This is a genomic window from Paenisporosarcina sp. P4_B8, assembly GCF_056402175.1.
This window is the reverse complement of the sequence record NZ_JBFUHX010000018.1, coordinates 1-26,717: the sequence shown is the minus strand read 5'-3', so window position 1 is coordinate 26,717 and position 26,717 is coordinate 1. Positions and strand designations below refer to the sequence as shown.

The following is a 26,717-nucleotide window of genomic DNA, read 5'->3' as shown; positions in this document are numbered from 1 at the left end:
CATTTCCCCCCAAATGTTATTTACCAAGCAACTTTCCCCAAAATTGTCTGTCGATTTGCCCCTGTTGTTGAGGGATGATTATTTGGTTTTTTGTGAAAACCTAAGTATCCAAGTAAAGCAAATACAAATGCTTCTTTCGCATCACTGTTCATACCAATCGCTTCAGATGCTTGTACTTCGATTTGTGGAAGTTGTTCCCGAAGATGATTCAGCAATGTTTTATTATGAACACCGCCACCGCTTAGAAAGACCTCTTTCAAATCGTGTGTCTGGATGTGTTTCTGAATCTCACTTGCCAAGGATTTAGCTGTGAACATCGTAACCGTAGCAATTTTGTCTACAGATGAAAGACCGTAATCATCACCTTGTGACCACATTGCATCAGCGTAGGAAGCACCAAATAATTCCCTGCCTGTACTTTTTGGTGCAGGATAGGAGAAGTATTCATGCCTCATCAATTCGTTCAACCATTCTTCATGGACATTGCCAGAGCTGGCCAAATCTCCGTTTGAATCATAGCTTTGTGTGCCTTCCGAATGTTTCATGACAAACGCATCAATCACCATGTTTCCGGGTCCTGTATCGTACGCAATGACAGGTTGTTCTTGATGACGTGGTGACATGACCGTCATATTGGCTATTCCACCAATATTGACAATCACCCGACCTTTCGTCGCGGATTGGAATAGAACCTGGTCTGCAAATGGAACGAGCGGAGCTCCTTGTCCGCCTGCTGCCACATCTCGCGTCCTAAAATCCCCAATCACTGGTTTCCCGGAATGTTCAGCAAGTGCTGAAATGTCTCCGATTTGCAAAGTATTCGGTCGAGCATACAAGCGTTCCTGATCGACAGTTGGTTCATGCCAAATCGTTTGTCCATGTGAACTGATTAAATCTATCGACTCGTAGGTAATCTCGGAATCTATCAAAGATTCTTTGATTAACTGTGCATAAAGTTCGCCTAAATACATGTTCATCGATGATACTTTGTGCAATGGTGCCAATGGGTCCATCAATTGGAACAGTTGAGACGTTAGTTCTTCCGTGTAAGGCATCGTTACGAAGTGTATCAATTCGTGCGCTACTTGTTCAGCATCTTCAGAAAAATCCACAATTGCGATATCCAATCCGTCCAGAGAAGTTCCTGACATAAGTCCACAAACTCGCATGGGCTTCACAATGACCCTTCCTTTCCAAAAGCAAGCGTGATATGAAAGCGCTTACCCATATTTTAGTTCTTCCGAAATTAAATATCAATACTTTTTTAATTTTCTAAAAAAATATATCACTTAGGTTAACGAGACGGGTAGTTTTCCGTTTATTCTCGTATGACCGACTAAATTTTCAGCTATTACTTCAAAAGCTGTTTCTGTGAATTCATACGTACAAATCATGCGGTTCGCTTGCGGGAAATGAGCTGCATCGTACGGTGAACGGATTGCCACTACGTCCACCGGCTTCCCAGTACCGATTAACTGATGAATAAGTTGTTGTTGAATAGGGTGTTGTACGGCATTAAGTGTCAGCGCAACAATTCGGTCGTAATTGACAGCTTTCTGCATAGTTTGTGAGATGGACTGTTCATAATGGCTTGGAACAATTTCAATGACATCCACAAGCTGATGAACTTTCTTCAGCTTTTCAGCCATCGACAATGTGGCATAGCGTTTGTCCTCGACCATCGTTGCATATTCATTCGTCGGATAGATGAGCAGTACTTTGTCATCCACTCCAATTGGTTGACCATCGCCACTCACTAACGTAATTCCATCTTCATAAATAGCTTTCATTTCAGCGTGGTGCGTTTCTGATCCTATGAATGAAGGCAGTTCACGTGAATTTTCGATGTCTTCCCACGAAGTATAGTTTGCAATCATTCGCTCGATTCGATCGATAGATTGGTCAATTTGTTGCTCGGAAATCGTTCCATTTTCAACGGCTTCCACGATTTTCAAGACGGCTTGTTCCTGCAACGGGTGAATGTGTGACACCATCACAAGGTCCACTCCCGCTTCTACAGCTTTTACGCATCCATTAACCGTCCCGATTCCTTTAGCGATTGCGTCCATTTCCATACAATCTGTCGTTACGACCCCGTCAAACCCCAGTTCTTCCCTTAGAAGTCCGGTAATAACTGAACGTGATAAAGTTGCAGGAGTATTGGCCTGTGATTCGAGTGCAGGGAAGTACACATGCGCACTCATGATGGCATCTGCTCCTGCTTCGATACATTCTTTAAAAGGTACCAATTCCACCTCGTGCAACCGTTTCAAATCGTGGGCAATGACAGGCAAATCCAAATGGGAATCAACACTCGTATCACCGTGTCCCGGGAAGTGCTTAAGTGTTGTCATGATACCTGCTTGTTGCATGCCAAGCATTGAATTTTTCGCCATTACTGTTACTTCCTGCGTGTCTTCCCCAAATGAACGTACTCCGATTACAGGATTTTTCGGATTATTGTTGATGTCTACGACAGGCGCCAAGTTCCAGTTGATGCCGAGGGCTTTCAGTTCCTTCCCTGTCATCACCCCAGCTTTATAAGCATGGTCCGGCTCATGCGTGGCACCGAGCAACATCGCGCCAGGAATGATGGTAGTTCCTTCGCCTAATCTCCTTACCACTCCGTTTTCCTGATCGATACAAATGAGTAACGGTGTCGTATAACCTGCAGCTTTCGCTTCCTGCTGCAAGCTTTGTGTCAATGCCAATATTTCTTCTGGTGTACCAATATTACGTCCAAATAAAATGATGCCGCCGATATGGTATTCATGAATCAATCGTTCAATTTCAGAAGACATCGTTATTCCTTTAAATCCGGCAATTAACAACCGGCCAACTTTTTTCTGTAAGCTCATTAGATGTTATCCTCCTTAAGAAATCGGAAATCCTGGTATATGTCCTTCACGACGAACGTGTAGACCTTTTGAATTCTGTAATGTTTGGGCATATGTCGTACTGGCCAGACAGCCCCGCGTCGTGCCAAGGGCTTTGTAGTAATCGTAATAGCGGAAGCTTTTAGAATTCATAATAAACCAGTAACAGGACATGGCTTCCAAGTAAGCATCAAACGATTCGGTGACATCGACATAAATATCCGGCTCATAGCCGTCCATGTCCTCCCAGTTTTCACTATGAAACACTCGGCGAAGGCCATGTGGCGGAAGTCCGTCCAAATCAAATCCGGGTAGCGATGCTTTTAACCACGCATCCTGTACGACCAACTGACAAATCCGATGGTCAGGATGCATGCTGTTGACCCAATGTGTGATGACAAAATCCGGTTTCTCTCTCCTGAAAATCGTTGCCACTTCTTTGGCAAGCTCTTCATTAAATGTAAGTTCTGCATCACGGTGGTTCAATGTGATGCTTGTCCCTCCCAAAATCGCTGCCGCTTTTTCAGCCTCCATAATCTTTTGATTGCGATAAGTTTCAACGTCGAGATGGGCAGGCGCACCTTTTTCTCCAGCAGTTAAATGAAGAAACGTCACTTTGTACCCTGCCTGTGCATATTTATGGGCAATTGCCCCCGCTTGAATTTCTCCATCGCCGCAATGTGCCCCAACAATCATTAAATGCATGAAGACTCCTCCTATTTAGATAAATTTGTAACAATTAAATTATGTAAACGTGGTCGTAACCTGATGATTGGGTCATGTCGACCAAAATACACGCGATTCGTCAGCAGGATGACGGTCAGTTGCTCCACTGGGTCAATATAAAAACTGGTGCCCGTATAGCCTGTGTGCCCATACGTATCATTGGACATGAGATCTCCGATGGGATTCGGACCATCCCCTTTTAACTGCCAGCCCAAACCACGGCTTTCTGTCGAAAAAAGTGTAAAGTTTTCACGAGATTTCGCCAGCCAGCGAGTGTCAATAATTTGTTTTCCGTTATACATACCCTCATTTTCAAGCATCGTAGTAAAGATTGAGACATCCTCCATTGATGAAAACAATCCTGCATGTCCACTGATGCCACCCATGAATTCGGTGTTGTCATCGTGAACAATTCCGTACTTATGGTCATGTAAATGGTCGAGAAATTCAGTAGGCGCATATTCATGACGCTCATATTTTGGGAGGTACCCTGTATGTTCCATCCCGAGTGGCTTAAAAATATGGTCTTGGACATAGTCTTGTATAGGTTGTCCCGTCACTTTTTCAATAACGGCCATCAGTAAAATGTATCCAAGGTCACTGTAAACGACATCACTGTCCGAGGGATACGACAGTTTTTCTACGTAAATATCTTGCAGCACTTCTGCTGTAGTAAGTTTCCGTTCAAAGTAGGGACGATGTGCAATCAGACCTGACGAGTGCGTCATCAATTGTTTCAAAGTCATTTGTTCTTTTTGATGCGTTGCAAACTCAGGAAGGAATGTTCCCACTTTATCGTTCAGATGGATTTCCCCACCTTCTAGGAGCTGGAGCATCGCAGGCATTGTGGCCATTACTTTCGTCAATGAAGCCATGTCGAATATATGCTTTTTCGTCATGGCTACGCCATCTTCCTGCAAACTGTTCGTGCCGAGAGCTTCATCTACAACAACTCGGCCTTTATGTTTGATCCGAATGACCGCACCTGGTGTCACTTGCTGGTCTATTTCCTGTTGCAGAAATGTGAGTACTTTCTCTCTCATGTTGTCATTCCTCCTTTGCAGAAATGGGTTTTGCCATCGTTATGTACTGTTTCCACGGAGTAAATCCGAGCTTTTCGTAAAATGACCCTATCTGGGTCCAATCAATGACAATATGGTTGACATGACGTTTCATCAATTCATTTGCGGCCGCTTTGACCAAATCGAGTCCGAAGTGTTGACCTCTAATCGAGCGGTCGATTCCGAGTGGACCAATTCCACCCAAGGTGCCATCGTTAGACCAGTAAACGTTTTGAGCAATGAATGGCGACAGTGAGTCGTTGATTCTACAAAACCCTTTCAATTCGTTATGGACGTAGAAGCCTATAAACTCCCGGCCGGTCCCATTAACCATCGCGTAATGAAGCGCCTCGTAATGCCAACGGCCCGGGAAAGTTTGCTCAAGAAATTGCAAAAGTTCCGGCAAGTCTTGTGAGTTTAGAACTCGGTAATGCTCATCCGGATTAGTGAGCTTGTAAGGCGTCGTATCTTTTAATGATTTCATCAAATCCGTTTCGATGGATTCAGTGATATAACCTTTCTTTTCAAACCATTCAAATGAATGCTTGTCTTCATTCGGAACTCCTGGAAAGTAGTGCCAAGGATCACGTCCAAGCCGAATTTCTGTAATTCCTTCTTTAATGAACGATTTTTCCACATGCTGAATCAAGCGTGTGCCAATGCCTTTATGGCGGGCCGATTTCTTTACAAGTAAGCATTGAATCCACCCCATATGTGTTGCCATGGAAGCTGATAAAATTTCCTGATATCGCTTGGCCACAACAAGGCCGAGAAGTTCCCCTTGCTCCATCAGCGCAATGGATACTTCATTCATAACGTTTGGTTCTATAAGTGTGTTTTGTTTCCATAACGGAATCGTCATCGGAAACGAATGACCGATGGTTTCGTTCCACATGTTTACAATGATTGCTGGTTCAATGTCGCGGACATGTACAAGTTGCATGTGTTTCACCTCAATTTCTGCTTTTCTCGTTCATTTGCTTGGCAAAGTGTTCCCCGAGTTTAATATTTTGTGTTTTGAGCGCAGCGATAATCGCCCCCCCAACTGGAGGAACCATTGTCTTCTGGAACGTAACGTTCGGCAATGGTAGTTCTGCTAATTTTGAGAGCTGTTGAATAAATAGCTCTGAATGCGAAAACACCCCGCCTGACAATACAATCATCGTTGGATGATTCGCATCAAAAAGCTTTTGATGGCAAGATTCAATACATGACATCATGGCTTCACACGCTTTTTGTACAATGTTTATAGCGACTTCATCTTCAGACATTGCCGCTTCCACCACATACGGTGCGAGTGGTGCAATAATAGAGCGTGGATGCTCCTGGCCGTATACTTGACCGATGATGTCTGGAATACGATTTACATTGAAATGTTGTAACAACCGATTAGATAATTCAGTAGCGGGACCTCTTTCGTCGAATGCCTGAAATACTGCACGCAGGGCTTCATTCCCTAAATAAAAGCCGCTTCCTTCATCATCAAACAAATAGCCCCATCCACCAGAGCGGACCATTTTATTGTCTTCATTCATGCCAAATGCAATGGCACCTGTTCCGGCAATTTGCACAATGCCCGGCGTACCTAGCGTACCTGAATACAAAGCATTGACCGCATCATTACTAACGATGACATCCGTTTTTGAGGGTAGAAATCTCTTCAACAGTTTTGCAACTTCAATGTCCCGTCCACTTTCCCCGACTCCTGCCATCCCGGCAAAACACACGGAGACGTCATCGAAAACATCCGGTCGTTGATTCTTCAAATCCATTATCAGATCACTCATGACTTTTTCAAATTCCTGTTGTGACAACGTATTGGGATTACTTCGCCCCGTGACGGTCTGCATGTAAACGTTTCCATTTTCATCAGCGACCATCCCTGTCGTTTTCGTTCCACCACCATCTATTCCTAGAACATACATATAATGAATTCCACCTTTTACATTTCGACTCTCTAAATTCATTATAAATTGTTGAAATATTTTTTCAACTTATCTATGAATATTCGTTATTTTATTTCAATTTTATTGGAATACCCGAGAAAATATGATTCATTTCCAACAAAAAACCCGCCAAGCGGCAGCCGGCGGGACAATTCAATGCAATTTCTCTCGAGATTCCAACTAAGTTCGCGTTTTTTCCAACTAACAATGAAAACTAGTATTTTGTTTCCAATGCAATGCCTTGATAGAAGTGTTTCAAAATCACATCATAAGTATAGCCAGCTTCCGCCATTCCAACTGCACCGACTTGTGACATCCCAACACCATGTCCCCAGCCTCCGCCATTCGTTTTGAAGCCCGTCACTTCTCCTGTCACTTCGTCTTTTACCGGTTCGATGATAAACAATGTGCTCAACAATACTGCTGGATTCCCACTAGCATTGATGTATTGAAGTGCCCAACGAATACGGTCTTTGTATTCATAGAACGTTCCATTTTCCGTGACAAATTCAATTTTCGCTACGCGACCTGAACTTGAACGCTCTGTCACGTTGATTGCCAATACTTTGCCGACTTCTTTATTGTAGTAAGTGCTAAGAATGTCACTGATTTCTTCAGCTGTCCATTCGAAATTCCAGCGATAATATTTTGACTTGCCCGCTTCAAAATCACCTTTCTTCGATTCACGAAGAGATTCTGTTTGTTCTTCCTCATCAAATTTATAAACATCCAATGCTGGAACATATTTAAGCGAGTTTCCTTTTTGCCCTACATGAGTTGCGCGAAGGTATGGCGCCGCTTCTGAATTCCAAACATCCTCGTTATTTGCAGTGAACCCACCGCTCGTTGAATGGAATACGGCAGTAATTAACTTGCCTTCATAGGTTGCCACGATTCCTCTTGTTGTCTCGACGGCATCATTTGAAATCGGATGCTCTGCTTCAAATCCGCCATACACTTGATCGGATGTTGTTGGTAATAGATCATAGCCATCCGCACTACGTTTTCCTAGATTGGATAACGCATAAGTCCGGGCTGCAATGGCCTGTGCTTTCTGTGCTTCTAGTTCGCCATATGGATTTGGTGGCAACTCACGTGGAACAACTCCATATAAATATTCTTCAATTAATAATTCATTGATTCCTGCTAATGTACCTTTGCTGTTGAATCCTACTTCCGCAAGACCGCGGTACGTTTTGCCGTTAATGGTTACCCGCTCAGATGGTGCAAGTACTTGAACAGGATTCGAAGTTGATTTAACTTCCCCATTTTTCGTTACTTTCAGTTTCGTTTCACCTTCAGCGATCGTAATCACTTTCCAGAAAGCATCGCTAGGTGCCAAATTTTTAGACACCAATTCATTTTTGAAATTTGTACGGACAGAGAATGAAGCATCTGCAGGGAATTCCCCTAGATATAGACGATAATATCCATTATCATAAGCTTCAACATAAGTCGGGTACCCGGCAGCTTCTGCACGACTCACCCAATCCAAAATTAAAGACTCACTTGAAGAATAAGAAACTTGCAGACGATAATTTGTTTTGATTTCCGAAGTTGAATCCAACTCCACTGACAATTCTTCATCCGTTCCACTGAACAATACTTCACCAGTAATCTTATCAACTAAATCAAAAGTTCCTTTGCCCCCAACCTTCAGTGTTTGAACATCAGGTATCATACCAATCCTGATAACTGGTTCTGCACCGTTTTCAGCTGCAGCTTTATTTTGACCTACTCCTTGAAAAAATAAAGCGCTTACAATTGTAAAGACGACAAAATACTTGAACAAATTTTTCAACATTCCCATCCCTCTCTAACTAGTTTTCGTTACAAGAGAGTAGGATTCGACATATTAATGATATTTCCTTTTAAATATTTTAAATATTTGTGATATTTAATTTTAATAATTAATAAGTACCATATTAGAAAATGAAAAACCGAGCAATAAGTATCAATCTGTAATGTTAGTATAAATTCGAAAGAAATATTTTTACGGACAGTTACTAGAAGAATAATTTTTATTTTGAGTTAAATTATAGTTATTCAACTCAAAAAGATGTACAGCACGAAATCTCCTAAATACCATCGTATTTACCTTTCATTCTTACGGTTAAATAGTATCCACCAAAATTATTTTAGGAAAGCAAATTGGAATTATGAAAGAAGATGTGTGATTGTCTGTGAAAGTGGGTATCAATATAAGATAACTGATTTTTAACAACAATTGGAGGGATGACGATGTCTAGAGGAAATACACGTTCATTGTTAATTGGAGGTCTTGCAGCTACGGCTTATATGTTTTTACAGAAAGCAGAAAATCGTGAAAAAGCCAAAATCATGATGAATAATACGATGACAAAAGTGTCCTCATTCATGGATTCAAAAAATGTAAAACAATGCCAAATGACAAAATCAGGTTTCTCAGATCCTAACGATCCGGATGACAATCGTATGGTGGAAGAAGGCGCCATGACCAGTGTTCAATATTATATCGAAAGTGTACTAAGCAAGGACACTAAGAAAGAAGCAAAACAAGCTTTCCCAAAATCTCAGCATAAAGCTGCACCAAAATCAAAAGAATCACTTCCTGAAGATAACAATGACTCACCAGCGAAACAAGAAAATGCAAAAAGATTGCCAAATGAATAAACAAAAACCGTGATCCTTATGGGATCACGGTTTTTTGATTAGTACCCTCCACGCTCATCCAAGTGATGGTTATTCTGACCATCTTTCACTTGAAGTTTTTCTTTTTCTTCTTTACTTAACTGGTCTTCTTTTTGTGTTTGTTCAGTAGCTGATTGATTTGCAAATTCTTTTGCAGATTGTTTTTCATTATCTTTCACTTTTTTTCACCTCTCCATTATAAAATTTCCGTCATAGTTGATTTTTCCCTAATAATCAAACTTATAACATGAAATTTAAATATTTATGTATGAAGAGTTAGATTACATCGAAAGTACTATTCTTTTACAAACAGTTTAATTTCACAATAATCCATGCAATTTTGATTTTTGATTGTCAATGAATAGCTCATATTTTCTTTCAACAATTCACTCATGAATCCTGTCCAATAACTCGGCATTATAATACATTCTTGATCTTTATTAATTGATTTGAAAACCCGATGTTCCCAGCTATTGTGAAGTTCAATAATCACCTTTCTATCTTCGTGGGAAAACTTAGTGATTTTCACATTTCCCCAACCGGCATTGCGATAAATATCACTGAATTGAATTAAAATATTTTCAAGATCCATCCGTTCAGAATAGTCCTTACTTGCTATTGCTCCCATGCGAAATCCAAAGTCCTTCAATATTGTATTGCTCTTTTCGATATCCAAGTGTTCATCCAAAGTTTGCAATAAGATTTCAATTGCTAAGTCCCATAATACGATTGCAGAGGCATCATTTTGAAAGAATAGTCCTCTTTCCATTTTCCATATAAACTCATCTCTGTTAATACTAAATTCTGTGATAGAGTCTGTCATTCACGAACTCCCCTTAAAATAAATTTTTCCTTCAACAGTTTAATAGATTAATATTGAACATTCAACATAAATTTTCTGATTTTTTAACTTATTCATAGAGAAAACCGATATTCTATTAGCTTTACGAAAAAATTACATATTTACTCAAATTTAAAAAAGTAGTCTTAATTGCACGTGAAACTTAGTTGTTTCAACATTGTTAAGAAGTAAATTTTGTAAACTTTCGAATGAATTACCCTTTTAATAGGTTAATAGTCTTGTGTTTTTAGTTAGCTATTATGATAATAGTAGTGTTAAGATTATAATGTGATGGAATATTCATATATTTCTAAACAAAAATAACTATACGGGGGATTGACGAATGTCTATTCATGTTAAAAGGCATCAAAAGTTCGTTGCTACAGCAGCCACAGCAGCTTTAGTCGCATCTACACTACCGATTGCCGCTTCTGCAGCATATAGTGACGTACCAAGTACACTTAAAGCAGCAGTCAATTACGTAACAACTGAAAGTATCTCACAAGGGTATAGCGAATCAACATTTGGAACAAACGATTCATTAAAACGTGGAGATGCGGCAATCATGATTGCTAAAGCAATCGGTCTTAATGTAGCCACCGCTCCAAAATCTACTTTCACAGATTTAAATGTACGAGTTGAAGGTTCAGTTAACGCTCTATTTGCAGCTGGAATAATTAATGGAAAAACGAAAACATCTTTCGATCCAGATGCTAAAATCACTCGTGGCGAAATGGCTAAAGTTTTAGCAAGTGCTTACAAGTTAGATGGCACTGGGATTAACAACACATTTACAGATGTAAATAATCGCTGGGATTCATATGTAAACGCACTATTAAAAGCTGGATTGACTGAAGGGAAAACAGACACTACATTTGGCTCAAACTTAGCGGTGACTCGTGGCGAAATGGCTATGTTCCTATATCGTGGCAAAGACATGAACCAAACAACTGACAAAGTAGCACCTACTTTCACTTACACAGGAGCTACATCTATAAATGTTGCACACAATGGCCAATTTGCTGTTCCAGTTGTTACAGCAACTGATAACAAAGATGCTAGCGTTCCCGTTAAAACTACAATTCGTAACAGTGAAGGTGCTGAAATCAGCACGATTAACACAGCTAACTCAGGTACGTACACGATAACATATAGTGCGGAAGATAAAGCTGGAAACAAAGCAACTAACTTAGTGTTAACAGTTACTGTTGCGGCACCAGTAGTGGTTACACCACCAATAACACCCGGTAATCCAAATCCTTTCACACTATCACTAATGCATACAAACGATACACATGCAAATTTGGATAATGTGGCAAAACGCATCACGGCAATAAAAGAAGTGCGCGCTGCGAAGCCAAACGCTCTATTACTTGATGCTGGGGATGTTTTCTCGGGAACTTTATATTTCAATAAGTTCCAGGGCAAAGCAGACTTAGATTTCATGAATTTAGCTAAATACGACATGATGACATTAGGTAACCATGAGTTCGATCTTGGTTCTACTCCAGAAGGTCACAAAGCGCTTGCTGATTTCATCAAAGGTGCTAAATTCCCAATTGTCAGCAGTAACGTTGATTTCTCAGCAGATGCTAACTTAAAAGATTTAAAAAATAGCGGCGTTGGAATTGATCCTACAGGCGGCAAAATGTATAACACAGTTATTAAAAATGTAAATGGAGAACGTATTGGATTCTTCGGTTTAACAACAGAAGAAACGGCTGAAATTTCAAGTGCAAAAGATGTGAAATTTAAAAATTACATTTCATCTGCAAACTCAGCTGTAGATGAGTTGACACGTCAAGGTGTAAACAAAATCATCGCAATCACTCACCTTGGCTATGATGACAATCCTGCATTCGACAATGATCTACTTCTAGCGAAATATGTTGATGGAATTGACGTAATCGTAGGCGGTCACAGCCATACAAAATTGGATGCACCAGTTCAAGTAAACTTGGATGAAAATGGTGTGGCGAAGAGCCCTACAATTATCGTACAAGCCTACCAATACAGTGAATTCCTTGGAACACTCGATGTAACGTTTGACAAAAACGGAATTGTAACAGGTAAAACAGGTGGATTAATCACGATTTCTTCAAAAACTGAAGATGCTGAAGCGAAAGCTTTGCTGCAACCTTATGCTGATCAAATCGCAACAATTAAACTCGAAGAAACTGGAGCTACAGCTGTTTCAGCTTTAGACAACCCACGATCAAATGATACAGGTCCAAGTGTTCGTTCAAACGAAACTAAATTGGGTAACTTGATTGCAGACGGTATGCTTTGGAAAGCAAAACAATTCAATCCAAACGTAGTCATCTCAATGCAAAACGGTGGAGGTATTCGCGCTCCTATCAACTCTGGTCCAATTACAGTCGGTGAAGTATTAACAACATTGCCATTCGGTAACACATTGGCAACAATGACTCTTTCTGGCGCTGAAATCAAAACAGCTTTAGAGCACAGTGTTAGCCAATCACCGAAAGAAAGCGGTGGATTCCTGCATATCTCAGGTATGAAGTTCACTTTCGACAGCTCACTTGCAGTCGGTAGCCGTGTTACTTCAATGAAAGTTGAAAATACAGACGGTTCATTCTCAGATATCGTTCCAGCAAGCAACTATGTAATCGCGACAAACGCATTTACAGCTAAAGGTGGAGACGGCTACACAGTTTTCAAGAATGCATATGAAGCAGGCCGCGTAACCGACCTTGGCGCTGCTGACTGGGAGAACCTTCGTGACTACGTTAAAAACTTAGGCACAGTCGATCCTCAAGTTGAAGGTCGTATCGTAAACACAGCATCAGTAGTTCCTCCAGGTCCTTTTACGTTGTCATTGATGCACACAAATGATACGCACGCTCGTTTAGACAATGCAGCAAAACGCTTAACCGCCATTAAAGAAGTTCGCGCAGCAAAACCTGATGCATTGTTACTTGATGCTGGGGATGTCTTCTCTGGAACATTATATTTCAACAAGTTCCAGGGACAAGCGGACCTTGCTTTTATGAATTTGGCCCAATATGATTTCATGACTCTTGGAAATCACGAATTCGATCTTGGCTCATCACCTGATGGCCATCAAGCACTGGCTAATTTTATTAAAGACGCAGAATTCCCGATTGTCTCAAGTAACGTGGACTTTTCGGCAGATGCAAACTTAAAAGATTTGTTCAACGATTCGACTGGTATTGACCCGGTCGGCGGTAAAATGTACAACACGATTATTAAGAATATTAATGGTCAGCGCGTTGGATTCTTTGGTTTAACAACGGAAGAAACAGTTCAAATTTCAAGCGCCAATGATGTGACGTTCAAAAATTACATCACTTCTGCAAATGAAGCAGTAGAAGAACTGGAAAGCCAAGGCGTAAACAAAATCGTGGCCATTACCCACTTAGGTTTTGATGATAATCCTGCCTTCGATAACGATCAATTATTAGCGAAGCATGTAGATGGCATTGATGTAATAGTCGGTGGCCATAGTCATACACAATTAAAAGCTCCTGTCGAAGTGGCAGTAGACGAAAATGGTGTGGCAAAAGACTTAACAATCATCGTACAAGCCTACCAATATGGTGATTTCTTAGGCACGCTGGATGTGACTTTTGATAAATCAGGTATCATTACTGCGCACAATGGACAATTGATCGCAACTGCTGGCAAAGCGGAAGATGCGCAAGCAAAAGAATTACTTCAACCTTACGCTGATGAAGTTGCCACAATTAAAAATGAACCGACAGGCGCTACTGCACTTGAAGAACTAGCGAACCCACGCCTTGGACCTACTAGTATGGAGAGTGTCCGGGCAAATGAAACAAAACTTGGAAATCTAATTACTGACGGCATGCTTGATAAAGCGAAAGAATATAACTCCAAAGTTGTGATTGCAATGCAAAACGGCGGAGGAATTCGAAATCCAATAGACGCAGGACCAATCACAGTTGGCGAAGTGTTGACTACCCTTCCATTCGGTAATACGCTTGCAACCATGACACTGTCAGGTGCGGAAATCAAAATGGCACTTGAACATAGCGTCAGTCTAGCACCAGGCGAAAACGGTGGATTCTTGCATATTTCTGGTATGAAATTTACTTACGACAGCCGCAGAGCAGCTGGAAATCGTGTTACTTCGATGAAAGTCAAAAACACAGATAGCTCTTTCTCGGATATCAATTTAACTTCTGATTATGTTATTGCGACGAACGCATTCACTGCAAAAGGTGGAGACGGCTTTACAGTCTTCAAAAATGCTTACGACGAAGGTCGCGTTACAGATTTAGGTTTATCAGATTGGGAAAATTTAAGAGACTATGTTCAAAAATTAGGTACTGTAAATCCACAAATTGAAGAACGTATTTTGGACGATGCTAAAGTTCCTGTTGAACCAACTGGACCATTTGAAGTTACTCCGGAAGAATTTTCTGGATCTGCTGAGACACCAAAAACATTTATTGGTGATGTTATTGTAACCATGGAAAATGCTCAATTACTTCAACATGCAACAATTACAGGCGACCTGATGATCAAAGGAACTTCTTCAACTAACTTGTCATTCTTGAACATTCAAGTTGAAGGCAATATGGACCTTTCCGGACTAGATTTAAACAATGTTAGCCTTGATGGCATTCAAGTGGATGGCGACATCATTTTCTAAGCACCCAGAAAAAAATCAAATAGACTGGAGCGTACTTAATGACTTACTTAAAACGTAAAAAGACTGGTCTCCTTGGACTGGTTTTCATCTTATTACTCAGTATGGTCATGCCCTACACATTACAAGTGGCAAAAGCCGAAGAAGTTAAGACAGTGTCAGATGCCATTGCCACCAACAGCGGTAAAGCAACCGTTCGCGGCTATATTATCGGACATATTAACAGTGCCTCAAATGTCTCCAAAACTAATCTGCCTGACGATTTCAACTTCGCTATTGCAGATCGTGCAGACGAGACAAATGTAAATAACATGCTTTTCGTAGCTGTAACTTCTAGTTTCCGAAGTGATTGGGGATTAAACTCAAACCCTTCCCTTATCGGAAAACAAGTGGACATTTCAGGTGATCTGACAGCGTACTTTTCAAAGCCTGGTTTGAAAAACCCTTCAGCTATTGCATTTTCAACCATTGAAGAACCTGAAGTACCGATTGAGGTAACACCGATTACACCAGAAAAAACATTCAATTTCACAAATATACAAACGAATAAAATCACTATCGATGACCCAAGTATTTCCGTTACGATGGACAGTTCTTCGACAATCACAGATGGCATCTTTGCAATAGGAGCATATGGTGAATTTCATGGACAAGGATTCTCATCGAACAAACTGACACTTAATCCAGTAGCTGCAGAAGCAATTTTTGATTTCAAAGGTAATATTGCTTCCGAAATTGTGGTGGATGGACCGAATGTCAAGGAAATCCGTGGCGCTGAAAACATTCAAGCCCTAACTTTCATTAACGGTGCTAATCCTGAAACAATCGCATATACGAACGTAAAAGGCGAGGTAATTGACTACCCTGCAGATCCGAATGCAAACCATTCCCCAATCCTGGCAAATATATTCACGAACAAATCAGTGAAAACAGGTGAAACCATCACCATAAACCTAGCTAAACATTTCACAGATGTGGATAACGATGAGTTAACCTACACGTCTACACTTGGTACAATTACAGATGGCGTATTGACATTATCACTACCTGAAGGCTCTTATATTGTCGGAGTTACAGCAACTGATGGCGAATTCGAAGTCACAGGAAGCTTCTCAGTAACTGTATCAGATACGGTAATCCCACCTACCGCTGGTGATTATTACAAAGATGCAGAAGGTAAACAAGGTCAAACACTAAAAACAGCTTTACACGATATCATAAAAAATCACAAAGTCTTATCATATGACGCAGTTTGGGCAGCTCTCCGCGAAACAGACGAGGATCCGAACAACCCGAACAACGTCATCTTGTTCTACTCAAAAGTATCAAGCCCGAAAAGCAATAACGGCGGGACCACAACCAACTGGAATCGGGAACACGTTTGGGCAAAATCACATGGCAATTTCGGCACAAGCAACGGCCCAGGTACTGATATCCATCACTTGCGACCAACCAACGTTCAAGTTAACAGCTCCCGAGGAAACCTTGACTTCGATAACGGCGGAAGTCCAGTAAGTGGCTGTAATGGTTGCTTAAAAACAGGCAGTTCATTCGAGCCACCTGATAGCGTCAAAGGCGACGTTGCTCGCATGCTCTTCTACATGGCAACACGCTATGAAAAAGGGGATCGCGTGGATTTAGAACTGAACAACAATTTAAATAATGGTTCAGCACCTTACCATGGTAAACTGTCCATATTGCTACAATGGCACATCCAGGATCCTGTTGATGCATTCGAAGCGAACCGCAACAATGTCATTTACAGCATCCAAGGAAACCGCAATCCTTTCATCGATAACCCACAATGGGTAGAATCAATTTGGAATGCAGCTAATCCAAACGAATTGGAAGAAGCATCATAAACAAGCCTCCTCCCCTTCATCATGATGAAGGGGCTTTTTTTGCAATGTAAGACTCAAAATTCTCACCCCCTCCCTCCCTCTCTGTCATATTGGATATGTAGCCTATTTACATAGAAGAAACTCAATTTACATATTAAAATTTCACAAGGATTGTTCCGTTTTTATATTGGAACAATTCTTTTTATATTCTATTGCTACTGCAATTCTTAATAAAATCCGTACGATATTTTTACAATATTCACACAAAAAATCACACCAGCTTAATATAAGCAGTCTACAATGACTTTAGTAGTGAGTAATTAGACTGGGAGGAGAGGTATTTACTGGTTTTTGTTTACTTTATTTGAACTATAAAAGAGGAGGAAGAAAGAATGAAGCGCCAAGTAACTAGTTTATTTATTGTATCCGCTGTTTTATCGGGTAGTTTATTTGCTCCCGTAGAAATTAATGAAGCACATGCTGCAGTCGTGCAACAAAATATGACTGTAAAAAAAGAAATGGTCTTAGTTGAGGGAATGGAAAAATCAGTTTCATTTATTGAGATCAACAAGATTAAGCTTCACTCCGTACAAGAATTGGCTAAAATGATGTCTGCTTCCATCACTTACAATCAAAAAACAAAAACATACACGATTACAAAAGGAATAGGGAAAAACAAAAAAACAATCCAGTTAACTCAAAACTCCAATGTTTATGTAGCAAATGGGAAAAAAAGCAAGTTAGGGATTCCAGCAAAGCTAGAACATAAAACATTATTTGTCCAAGTAACACCCCTCGTTAAAGCATTAGGTGGAGATATATTAACAGATAAAAACCTATTAATCTCTGTAAATGGTAGTTTTAAACTTGGATCTTCCAAATTAATGGTAGACGGTACTGGAAAACAAGTGAATACGTTCACTGTAAACGGCAAACAGCTTTATTCTGTTCAAGATATTTCAAAATTATTTTCTGCAACCACAACAATCGGAAAGAATAATGAAATCACTCTTTCTAAGCAAGGTAAAACTTTGAAATTTAAATTATTAAGCAAGGTATTACAAAATAATGGAACATCCATGAAGTTAGTAGCAAGTCCTGTCCATGTGAAAGGCATTGTTTACGCTGATCTGAACGATATTGTTACTGCATTTGGAGGAGATGTTCAAAAGTTAAATAGCAGTTTATTTGTTGCAACTTCTGGTTTAGTAAGTGGAGATACGTTTGCGCCACAATTCATTAATGAAAAAACACTATTAGTTACTAATAATGATCGTTCAGTGCTATTAGATACCCAAACTAAAAAAGCAAGCTGGACAATTAATGCAACAGATTTAATTGTTTCACCCAATGGCAAAAAAGCTGTTTATTCGGACGAGACAGGATTTATGCATTTAGTCGACTTTGAAACGAAAATGGATACTGTTGTAAATGCAGAAGATGACTCACTTAAAGTTGAATTTGTTTGGTCATCTGATGGAACAAAGGTTTACTTCCTTCAAGGAGATAAAAACGAAAAAATTTCATATATGACAATTACTGATGGTAAGGTTACAAAAGTTTTTGAAGATAAGCTGACCTACAAGTCGGATTTACATTTATCTTTTGATGGAAAAAAAGTTCTGTATGTAGTGGGTAAAGAAGGAACGACAAAATATACAGATGATGACAAAACAGATGTGGACTCTATCGATTTAACTGGCACTGAGCCTCAAATTTACTCTATAGACCTTGAGAGCAAAGAAGTGAAAGCAGATCAATTGACCACGACGAATGATAATAAAGTTTTCTCTATGTTCCTAAAAAATGCGGGCATCGTGTATTTAAGTGCTAAGACAGATAGTGAAGAGCTTCCAGAGTTAAAGATTTTATATGGAGTGGATGAAACGACTGTACTTGTTAAGAACAAAGACATTATTTCATCTTTGGTAACACCACAAGGAAAACTAGTGATTCTAGTTGCTGAAGAAAACAGCATGAGCACTCTTTACGAAGTAAATACAGATACAAAAGGGTTAAGAAAATTAGCTCAAACTAACCTTCCATTAACATCATTCACAATTTCTCCTGACGGTAAGTCACTTGTTGCGACTACACCGGGTGAAGACGGCGAAATTGTGGTTGTATGGAAAAACGGTCAATTTGAAGCATTAACGAAAAATAAAGGAGCGAATAACAAATGAATATCTTGAAACGATTTACAGCAGCGGCACTAGTGGTTGTCGCATCAGTGGGTTTAACTTTTGGTGGAATAACAACAACAGCTCAGGCAGCAACAAGTGGGAAAATCGTCGTTGCAGGTTCTTCTGCTTTATTACCTTTAACACAACAAGCTGCAAAAGAATTTAAAAAAGCTAATCCTAAAGTTTCTATTTCGGTATCAGGTTCTTCTTCAATTGCTGGTCCTCAATCTGTTATGAAAGGTTCAGCAACAATAGGTGCAGCTGACTGGGATGCAACCAAAGCTGTTCCTGGATTCAGCGCTTTTGATAGTTTAAAAGCACACAAAATTGCAGTTATTCCATTTGCAACAATCACTCACAAATCAAATCCGGTAAAAAATTTATCAACAAAACAGCTTCAAGATATTTTTTCAGGGAAAATTAAAAACTGGAAGCAAGTTGGTGGCGACGATTCAGAAATCGTTGTAGTAAATCGTAAACATGGTTCTGGTACACGTGTTAACTATCAAATGAAGGCTTTAGCTGGAAATGATTTTATGTCAAAAGGTGAAAATTATAAAGAAGTTAGCAGTAATGGAGATATGGTTAAAAATGTCGGAGCAAATCCAAATGCTATCGGTTATACAGATTTAGCTTATGTAAAAGGTGATATTAAAGCTCTTAGCTTCAACGGTGTATCTGCAACTACGACAAACGTTGTGAATGGTAACTATAAAATTTGGGGTTATGGATACTTATTGACAAAAGGCACTCCTAAAGGTTCTGAAGCTGCATTTATTAAGTTCATTCAAAGCAGTAAATTCCAAAATGGTTCATTAAAGAAACTAAAGTTTATTCCTATTAGTGCAATGAATTAAGTTAAATCTATGTTTACCATAAACATAGAAAGCCAGCTCTATTCAGAGCTGGCTTTCAATTTAGTTTGGAGGATTTTTATGGCAAAGATCGCACATCCACTACCCACTGTAAATGTTTCATTTGCAAAAAATCAAATGAAGAAAATGAAACTTAACTACTTTAATAATCGATTGTTTCAAGTCTTCTGTTTTACTAGCGCACTTTTCATGGGACTTGTTCTTTTCGCACTTGTTCTTTTTATCGGGCGGACAGGATTTTTAGTCTTTAATGATGTTTCTCTGACTGAATTTCTCTTTTCTACGACTTGGGAGCCTTATGAAGAAAAGTATGGTGCTGCCGTCTTTATCATAGGTACACTTTCTTTGACCGCATTAACTCTGTTGTTTGCAGCACCGATTTCCATAGGACTAGCAATATTTACGGTTGAAATCGCACCAGAATCACTAAAACGTATAATTCGACCTGTTTTGGATTTACTCGTGGGAATCCCATCTATAGTCTATGGCTACTTAGGTTTGACCATTCTTTTACCGTTCTTAAGACAAGTGACTGGAAGTCTGTTAGGAGATGGTTTGTTAGCTGCAGCCATTGTTTTGACGATTATGGTATTACCTACGATTTCAAGAATTAGTGATGATGCGATCACTGCTGTTCCTCAGGAGCTAAGAGAAGCGAGTTATGCTATGGGGAGCACAAGATTTCAAACAGTGTTTGGGATTGTTTTGCCAGCAGCAAAATCGGGTATATTTACTGCAATCATTTTAGGGATGGCTCGGGCCATTGGTGAAACGATGGCTGTTGTTATGGTGATAGGGAATACAGCACAACTACCAACTGATTTGGTCACACCAACCGCTGTACTTACCAGTAATATTGTTAACCAAATCATTGATGTTGAATTTGGATCAACATGGAGTAATGCCTTGTACATGATGGCTTTCATTTTATTAATCATCTCGTCACTTATGATTGTCCTAATCCGCAAACTTCGTCCAAAAGGGGTATAAGTATGAGAAGTGGTATTTCAAACGAACTGATAAAAAATAAAAAATCAAGATACCTTGTTGATCGTATGCTGACAATTAGCTTATGGATATTAACAGTGATCATTCTTTTTCTCATCGCTGCGTTACTTCTATTTATTCTTTCAAAGGGTTTACCAAAACTGACTCCTCACTTTTTCTTTGGATTACCAGATGAAATTGTAGCAGGAGGAGGTGTTGGGCCGTTTCTGATTAACTCCTTTTACGTCTTATTTATTTCATTGGTCATTTCGATTCCAATTGGTGTTGGCTCAGGGATTTATCTATCAGAGTACGCGCCAAATAATCGATTAACTGAATTTATACGAACATGTGTTGAGAGTTTAGCAACCGTACCTTCGATTGTATTTGGATTATTTGGCTATGTTGTATTTGTAGATATCTTTAATATAGGTTTAACCATTTTAGGAGCTGGTGTTGCCTTATCGTTGCTTAATTTACCTGTTATTACACGAGTAACAGAGGTGTCGCTTCAAGCTGTTCCAGCCGAGTTAAGAGAAGCATCCTACGCGTTAGGATCAACCAAATCAAAGTCGATTGTCAATGTAGTCGTTCCAGTCGCCATGGGTGGGATATTAACTGGATTAAGCTTGGCCACCTGCCGTGCTTTCGGTGAATCTGCTGTTATTTTACTTGTTGGTGGAACGGGGACATCGGGGAATATGTGGGACTTTAACTTGCTTTCGCAAGGTGGAACCTTACCTGTCCATCTTTGGTATCTTCAATCAAGCGCGATTGTAGAAGATGCTGCAGATATTGCAGACATGTCTGCAGCGGTTTTAGTGTTAATCGTCTTAATAATTAGTTTAACGATGAGATTTCCACTCTGGTTGAGAGATTACAAAATGAGAAGTCGTATGAAATAGGAAGTAACACCTCATTACTCCATAGAAAAAAGCTCCCTTTTAAGGCAGCTGGTTCTTCTTACTATGGATGACAACTTCACTTATGAAGAAGTAACCCATCTTTTGCGTCTAACTAGGATGGGTTATTTTTTTTGGTTAAATGACAGAAATGACACGATTAGTTCGGAAAATAAACTACTTAATATTTTTATTACTTTCTAATTGTTTTTGAATACCTGACCTATCAATTTGAATCCAATACTCAGCAATTTTTTCATTTTCTATTTTATATACAGCACTTGCAATTTCAATTACTGGAAGACCCGTTGGGGAAAAACCATCGATTTCTCCTACGTGTTTACCTACTTGTTTCCAACGTACATATACTTTATTTCCTTGTACTAAAAATTCTTGAATTTCTAAAGAAAAATTACCATATGCGTCAATCATTTCTCTTACGTGTTCAGCATAATCTTTAGGTGTCCTCAAAACTGTTTGTTCTTCTTCAGATACAATTTGATGTGCCAATACTTGTTCTGCCATTAATTGATTTGAGTAATCAGGATTATTACCTGAACGTACTTCTTCAAAAAATTCTCTAACAATTTGTTCTGGTGTCATTTAAAAACCCCCTTATTAATGAATTCAAAACTAATAATATCATAGGTGATTTTAGCTAACTATTAAACTAACGAGTGCGTTAGTTTAACATGAAAAAAGAGCCGTCAATGCAGCTCATTGATCTTCAACTAACGTACCCGATAGTTGAAGTGTAATACTTCACAATTTCCTCTAGAATAAATAAAAATGGCGATAAAAATGTCACAGGAAGGTGTATTACTCCTTAACGTCACCATTAGTTTCAATGGATAATTCCCCAATTAATAAAGGGTCCCCCCTGCTACTTCATCAAGAACGTCTCCCCTTTTTCATCAAATGCATGCTTAAAGTCAAATGCAAAAGGAGTGGGACCATGCTGAATATAATAGTTGTATCTCTTGAATGCCTCCTCCCATGAGACATCCTTAACCTTTTCTGTCCACCAAACTACATAAGATAGGTGTTTCTCTGGATATGGCTCAATCCATCTGCTTCTATCTCGTAATGCTTGCATATGCTGTCCTGAATAGGTAAACCGATATAAGGATTGAAGGCTTCTCCATACTGTTAGTGTAAGAATAGGAGAACCATTTCCCTTTACGGTTTCTTCAGGGAAAGAGACTCCTTCAGGTGAAAACGCCTCTATAAGTCCTGATTTAGTTGCCTGACGATATACTTCATTTCCCACTTGAAAAAATTCACGAGAGGCAGGGTGGTCATAGGGGTGGTTTAGCCTACCAACAGTATAGATTGAAACTAATGCCATAAACAGCCCTCCATCTATAGTCTTTTCCTAGATATATTCAAGTAAAAATGTGAAAATTCCTTCTTCAGCTAACCTGCCTCGTTAGTTGAAGAAAAAATGCAATCTGTAACATATCTATTCTATCGCTGAACGAGTGTGCTGCATGCACTCCTAGTAGACATAACACCCGGATTGGGAAGTATTCGATTTCATTACTCCATAAGAAAAGCTGCCATTTAAAGGCAGCTGGCTACACATTTGTATATAATCCAACTGACATAATGTAAAATAAAAAAATCGTCCGTTCAATCGGACGATTTTTTCTTATTGTGCTACTTCGCTGGCAATGCTTGATTCTGCTAAGCCAACTTCTTTAAGTACCTCATTTAATTCAGCTTCAGCCTCTTCAAATTTAGCATTTGCCTCATCTAATACAACRTCACCTTCTGCAGCTAATGCGTCTGCTTTCATTGTATAAGCTTCTTGCATTTTGTTTAATGCTGAGTCAATTKTTTCTTGATGATCTTTTAATTCAGCAGGAACTTCTAATTCTTCTACTTTAACCGCAGTATTTGCAGCAGCTGTTTTTGCAGCATCCCGCATTTTTTTAAGCTCAGCAGCTTCTGGAGGTGCTTCTACATCTACATTTTCAAAAGCATTTAGATCTGAATCTACAGCATTAATAGATTGAGAGATTGATAAGTAAAACTTCATCATATCTCCAGCAGGGTTCGCTTTTTCTTCAGATGCAGTTTCTTCAGATTTAGTTCCTACAGTCGTTGTAACTTTTTTCTCTTCTTTGTCTTCTTTGTCTTCAGTACAAGCTGCAAGAACTAAAGAAAGTGAAGCAATAAGCAATAATAGTTTTTTCATCATTCAATCTCCTTTAATCTTGGGAATATTTAGTTATATTACCACAGATAAACTCCCCTGTAAATGAATTACCAAATAATTCGCCGTTTAGTAACGTTTTATTCAAAGATCTTATAAAGCCCGATTCAATCACTGAACCGAAGGGTTTTGTTCAGAAAACCAGGAGTTAATGAACAAACACCCTATATTTACAGTGTTTTGTGAGGTTAATTCTTTTATTAATGTTCAAGAACTTTTTCAATAATCTAAGTTCAGTAACCTATACGACAGCTAAGTATAGGTACACGATTAAATCTAGGCCATAAGAAAAAGCCGCCTTGTAAAGGCTGCCGGGTATTTAACTAAAGCACCCGTTAGTTCAATAAAAAATTCTATTTTAATGCCTTTATCTTTCAGTTTCGTAATCATTAATGATTACTTCTATAATATTACATTGTTCATCTGCGACTGCTTTGTTAGATTGTTTATTATAGTTGTAGGTTATTAAAGCCTTCCATAAAGCCCAACCTCTTGCTCTATTCCAAGTTTCTGCATCAAAATTCAATGCATTCTTAAATGTCTTTCTGCTACTATCATCAAAAAAAGTCCAAGCCATTGCAGCATCGCAAGAAGGGTCTCCTACTCCCAATATCCCAAAATCAATAACCGCACACAATTTACCATTTTCAATTAATATATTTCCTGGGGCTATGTCACCGTGGACCCAAACTGGTTCACCAGCCCACTTTGAAGTTAATGCCAATTCCCAAATTTCTTTCAATAGGTGTTTATTAAAAGTATTTACATTATTATTAATGGCATCTCTACACTCATCATCGTATACAACAATATCTCCGCCTCTATAAAAATTATGTTCGCCAGCGAAGGGACCTTCACTGGCGTCAATAGATTGTAATTCAACTAAAAATTTCCCCAAATCATTTGCAAATTGATTTGAATCATCTATATTTTCTAAAGTTAATGTCTCTCCATCCAACCATTTGTTGACTGACCAAGGATGTGGGTAATCCTCACTTAGTTCTCCTTTAGCTAATGGTTCAGATATTGGTGTAGAAAGATGCTTGGCTAAAATGGGTAACCATTTTTGTTCTTTTTCAACTTGGGGTACATAGGCTTCATCACTTGGTAACCTAACGCTCATACTGTTGCCTAAGTGAAAAGTTTTATTATCATTTCCACTTTTTTTAACAGGCTTTATTTCCAAATTAGACCACTCTGGAAATTGGCTATTTATTAACTTCGATACTAAATCTACGTCGATTTTTATCATTTAATTTCTCCCTATAATTTTATTTATTCATCACCCAAAACCCAGTTACAGTCACAAATTTATTTGATAAACGCATCCTTATCAACCCCTTTAATTTGATTACATTTAATGTACCATATACTTACTACTACAATGACTTCTTATTCCACTATCCTGCCCCGTTAGTTAAAGAAGAAAAAGAGATGACATAGTAGCTAACTGTTCATTAATCACCCTACTTGTATTCGTGGAAATTTGTAACCTTTGGCATAACAGATCTAATATACGCTATATCTTCTTGACTAAGATCAGGGGCAAAAAATTCTGTTCCCCAATGTTCAGAGTGAAACATTGTAATATCGCCTTTGCTTAAGAAAATAGAGAACCATTTTATATTTTCCGTTTCAGCTATGTGTTCATATAGGAGATGATGTGCAACCTCGTCCGTTAGACTGCAGTGAAAAATAGTTAAGTTTACATCTTTTGGCAACCTAGGATGACTTTGAACTAAGGCGTTCATTTCCTTGATCACTTCTTTTTCTTCATTCCAACAATGGATTTCAACTGTATCCGACCTCTCAATGAAGTGTTTCATTAACGGAACCCAATACCCATAATCTTCAGGCACCGGATATCCATCAACCCCCTGAAAGTATTCTGAAATGGTAAAATGTAATTGGTATTTCATTTAATTGCCCCTTCTTTCTATACATCAACAGTGAAGCTTGTTATTTACGGGTATAAGTAAAGCTTAGAATGTATTACTCAACTAAAGCATCCGTTAGTTGAAGAACAAGAAATAATTTTTATTGGTTAACGCTAATACTTACACCCCATATTCTTTGAACGTTCAGTAATTCCTGTTCATTGAATTCCATTCTATAAATATCAGGTTTTGATGTGCTATGTAAAAAATTCAAGTCATAGGTGTTATCGAAATATCCCATCATCAAGGTCATAATAGCCCCGTGAGTTCCTATCACTACTTTTTTATTTCTCAAAGTATCTAATAGTTCTTTTAAAACTTTTATAGCTCTTTTTTGACAATCAGCATTTGATTCTCCTCCCTCTAAGGAGAAATTCGAATCGAAAAACGACTTTTCCAAAATCTGAACCAATTCCTTATCAGCTAATCTTTTGTTTTCAGAAGAAAATATCCTCTCTTTTAAATCCTCAAAGACTAAAACTTCTTGCCCTATATGTTGAGCTATCTTTTCAACAGTCAATATTGAACGTATGTATGGGCTTGAAACAACTGCATCGATTTTTTCATCTTTCAATATATCAGTTACTCGTTGAGCATCTAAATAACCTTTTTCGGTTAATCCTCTTGTTYTATCATTTCCTTCTTTTGGCGACTCACCGTGTCTCACCATATAAACAACTGTACTCAATATATTCCCCCCAATAAGTTTCTCTTATTTTTCCTTCTTCAACTCTACTGCCCCGTTAGTTCAATAAGAAAAAAGGCTGTACTCCTTATTGAAGTAAAGCACCAGTTAGTAGAACAAGAACTAAAGGCCTCTACTCTTGATTAAAATGCAATAACTTATCTAATGGTATGTCTGATTCTTTAAAACCATATTTCGTTAACATCATTAGTTCTATCGCTTTATCAGGGTTCTCTTGATAAATCTTTATTATTACTTCACAATGTGCCAATGCTAAGTGTTCTGTAAGCATTTGTGCAAATTCACGTAGTA

22 protein-coding genes and 1 pseudogene are annotated in these 26,717 nt (G+C 38.9%); 8 read left to right on the top strand and 15 right to left on the bottom strand.

What is annotated here, in order from left to right:
• Positions 1–20: 20 nt before the first annotated feature.
• The 7 genes from AC1DSK_RS14655 to AC1DSK_RS14625 all read right to left on the bottom strand — a co-directional run bounded on the left by AC1DSK_RS14655 (position 21) and on the right by AC1DSK_RS14625 (position 8,413).
• On the bottom strand, positions 21–1,169 hold the full coding sequence (locus tag AC1DSK_RS14655; protein ID WP_477546467.1) for an anhydro-N-acetylmuramic acid kinase: 1,149 nt from the start codon (positions 1,167–1,169) through the stop codon (positions 21–23).
• A 120-nt stretch (positions 1,170–1,289) separates the two neighbouring features.
• Positions 1,290–2,858 (bottom strand): beta-N-acetylhexosaminidase, encoded by a 1,569-nt coding sequence (gene nagZ, locus AC1DSK_RS14650; protein WP_477546392.1) that lies wholly within the window; start codon positions 2,856–2,858, stop codon positions 1,290–1,292.
• Positions 2,859–2,873: 15 nt separating this feature from the next.
• Positions 2,874–3,581, bottom strand: a complete 708-nt coding sequence (locus AC1DSK_RS14645) for a PIG-L deacetylase family protein (RefSeq protein WP_477546391.1) — start codon at positions 3,579–3,581, stop codon at positions 2,874–2,876.
• 11 nt (positions 3,582–3,592) lie between these two features.
• The gene (locus tag AC1DSK_RS14640; RefSeq protein ID WP_477546390.1) at positions 3,593–4,645 is read right to left on the bottom strand and encodes a serine hydrolase domain-containing protein; all 1,053 of its coding nucleotides are present in this window, start codon (positions 4,643–4,645) and stop codon (positions 3,593–3,595) included.
• A gap of 4 nt (positions 4,646–4,649) precedes the next feature.
• On the bottom strand, positions 4,650–5,606 hold the full coding sequence (locus tag AC1DSK_RS14635) for a GNAT family N-acetyltransferase (RefSeq protein ID WP_477546389.1): 957 nt from the start codon (positions 5,604–5,606) through the stop codon (positions 4,650–4,652).
• A 10-nt stretch (positions 5,607–5,616) separates the two neighbouring features.
• Positions 5,617–6,588 carry an N-acetylglucosamine kinase gene (locus tag AC1DSK_RS14630; RefSeq protein ID WP_477598324.1) on the bottom strand — a complete coding sequence of 324 codons (972 nt, stop codon included), beginning with the start codon at positions 6,586–6,588 and terminating at the stop codon, positions 5,617–5,619.
• Positions 6,589–6,823: 235 nt separating this feature from the next.
• A complete protein-coding gene (locus tag AC1DSK_RS14625) occupies positions 6,824–8,413 on the bottom strand; it encodes a SpoIID/LytB domain-containing protein (protein ID WP_477546387.1) in 1,590 nt (529 codons plus the stop codon).
• Positions 8,414–8,850: 437 nt separating this feature from the next.
• Here AC1DSK_RS14625 and AC1DSK_RS14620 point away from each other — a divergent pair, with 437 nt between their 5' ends.
• Positions 8,851–9,261: a hypothetical protein gene (locus AC1DSK_RS14620; protein ID WP_016428132.1), complete on the top strand. Its 411-nt coding sequence runs from the start codon at positions 8,851–8,853 to the stop codon at positions 9,259–9,261.
• Between the two features lie 38 nt (positions 9,262–9,299).
• Here the strand turns inward: AC1DSK_RS14620 and AC1DSK_RS14615 are convergent, their stop codons facing one another.
• Complete coding sequence (locus AC1DSK_RS14615) at positions 9,300–9,458, bottom strand: hypothetical protein (protein WP_016428133.1); 159 nt, start codon at positions 9,456–9,458, stop codon at positions 9,300–9,302.
• Positions 9,459–9,574: 116 nt separating this feature from the next.
• On the bottom strand, positions 9,575–10,102 hold the full coding sequence (gene bcsD, locus AC1DSK_RS14610; RefSeq protein ID WP_477546386.1) for a cellulose biosynthesis protein BcsD: 528 nt from the start codon (positions 10,100–10,102) through the stop codon (positions 9,575–9,577).
• Between the two features lie 361 nt (positions 10,103–10,463).
• Here bcsD and AC1DSK_RS14605 point away from each other — a divergent pair, with 361 nt between their 5' ends.
• The 7 genes and pseudogenes from AC1DSK_RS14605 (at position 10,464) to pstA (ending at position 21,568) form a co-directional block, all read left to right on the top strand.
• Positions 10,464–14,780 (top strand): 5'-nucleotidase C-terminal domain-containing protein, encoded by a 4,317-nt coding sequence (locus tag AC1DSK_RS14605; protein ID WP_477546385.1) that lies wholly within the window; start codon positions 10,464–10,466, stop codon positions 14,778–14,780.
• A 38-nt stretch (positions 14,781–14,818) separates the two neighbouring features.
• Positions 14,819–15,226, top strand: a pseudogene (locus tag AC1DSK_RS14600) (DUF6359 domain-containing protein); the annotation flags it as partial.
• 135 nt (positions 15,227–15,361) lie between these two features.
• On the top strand, positions 15,362–16,639 hold the full coding sequence (locus AC1DSK_RS14595) for an endonuclease (protein WP_477546466.1): 1,278 nt from the start codon (positions 15,362–15,364) through the stop codon (positions 16,637–16,639).
• 371 nt (positions 16,640–17,010) lie between these two features.
• Positions 17,011–18,801, top strand: a complete 1,791-nt coding sequence (locus AC1DSK_RS14590) for a stalk domain-containing protein (protein ID WP_477598322.1) — start codon at positions 17,011–17,013, stop codon at positions 18,799–18,801.
• Positions 18,798–19,658, top strand: coding sequence for a phosphate ABC transporter substrate-binding protein (locus tag AC1DSK_RS14585; protein WP_477546383.1), 861 nt, complete (start codon positions 18,798–18,800; stop codon positions 19,656–19,658). The genes AC1DSK_RS14590 and AC1DSK_RS14585 overlap by 4 nt, the downstream gene beginning before the upstream one ends.
• A gap of 78 nt (positions 19,659–19,736) precedes the next feature.
• Positions 19,737–20,666, top strand: a complete 930-nt coding sequence (gene pstC / locus AC1DSK_RS14580; protein WP_477546382.1) for a phosphate ABC transporter permease subunit PstC — start codon at positions 19,737–19,739, stop codon at positions 20,664–20,666.
• 2 nt (positions 20,667–20,668) lie between these two features.
• Positions 20,669–21,568 carry a phosphate ABC transporter permease PstA gene (pstA, locus tag AC1DSK_RS14575; RefSeq protein ID WP_477546381.1) on the top strand — a complete coding sequence of 300 codons (900 nt, stop codon included), beginning with the start codon at positions 20,669–20,671 and terminating at the stop codon, positions 21,566–21,568.
• Between the two features lie 174 nt (positions 21,569–21,742).
• Here the strand turns inward: pstA and AC1DSK_RS14570 are convergent, their stop codons facing one another.
• The 6 genes from AC1DSK_RS14570 to AC1DSK_RS14545 all read right to left on the bottom strand — a co-directional run bounded on the left by AC1DSK_RS14570 (position 21,743) and on the right by AC1DSK_RS14545 (position 26,408).
• Positions 21,743–22,168, bottom strand: a complete 426-nt coding sequence (locus AC1DSK_RS14570; protein WP_477546380.1) for an ester cyclase — start codon at positions 22,166–22,168, stop codon at positions 21,743–21,745.
• Between the two features lie 280 nt (positions 22,169–22,448).
• Positions 22,449–22,913 (bottom strand): DUF3291 domain-containing protein, encoded by a 465-nt coding sequence (locus AC1DSK_RS14565; RefSeq protein WP_477546379.1) that lies wholly within the window; start codon positions 22,911–22,913, stop codon positions 22,449–22,451.
• Between the two features lie 303 nt (positions 22,914–23,216).
• Positions 23,217–23,765: a hypothetical protein gene (locus tag AC1DSK_RS14560; RefSeq protein ID WP_477598319.1), complete on the bottom strand. Its 549-nt coding sequence runs from the start codon at positions 23,763–23,765 to the stop codon at positions 23,217–23,219.
• Positions 23,766–24,150: 385 nt separating this feature from the next.
• On the bottom strand, positions 24,151–25,035 hold the full coding sequence (locus tag AC1DSK_RS14555) for an aminoglycoside phosphotransferase family protein (protein ID WP_477546377.1): 885 nt from the start codon (positions 25,033–25,035) through the stop codon (positions 24,151–24,153).
• Positions 25,036–25,249: 214 nt separating this feature from the next.
• The gene (locus AC1DSK_RS14550; RefSeq protein ID WP_477546376.1) at positions 25,250–25,702 is read right to left on the bottom strand and encodes a hypothetical protein; all 453 of its coding nucleotides are present in this window, start codon (positions 25,700–25,702) and stop codon (positions 25,250–25,252) included.
• Positions 25,703–25,820: 118 nt separating this feature from the next.
• The gene (locus AC1DSK_RS14545) at positions 25,821–26,408 is read right to left on the bottom strand and encodes a histidine phosphatase family protein (protein WP_477598317.1); all 588 of its coding nucleotides are present in this window, start codon (positions 26,406–26,408) and stop codon (positions 25,821–25,823) included.
• Positions 26,409–26,717 lie beyond the last annotated feature (309 nt).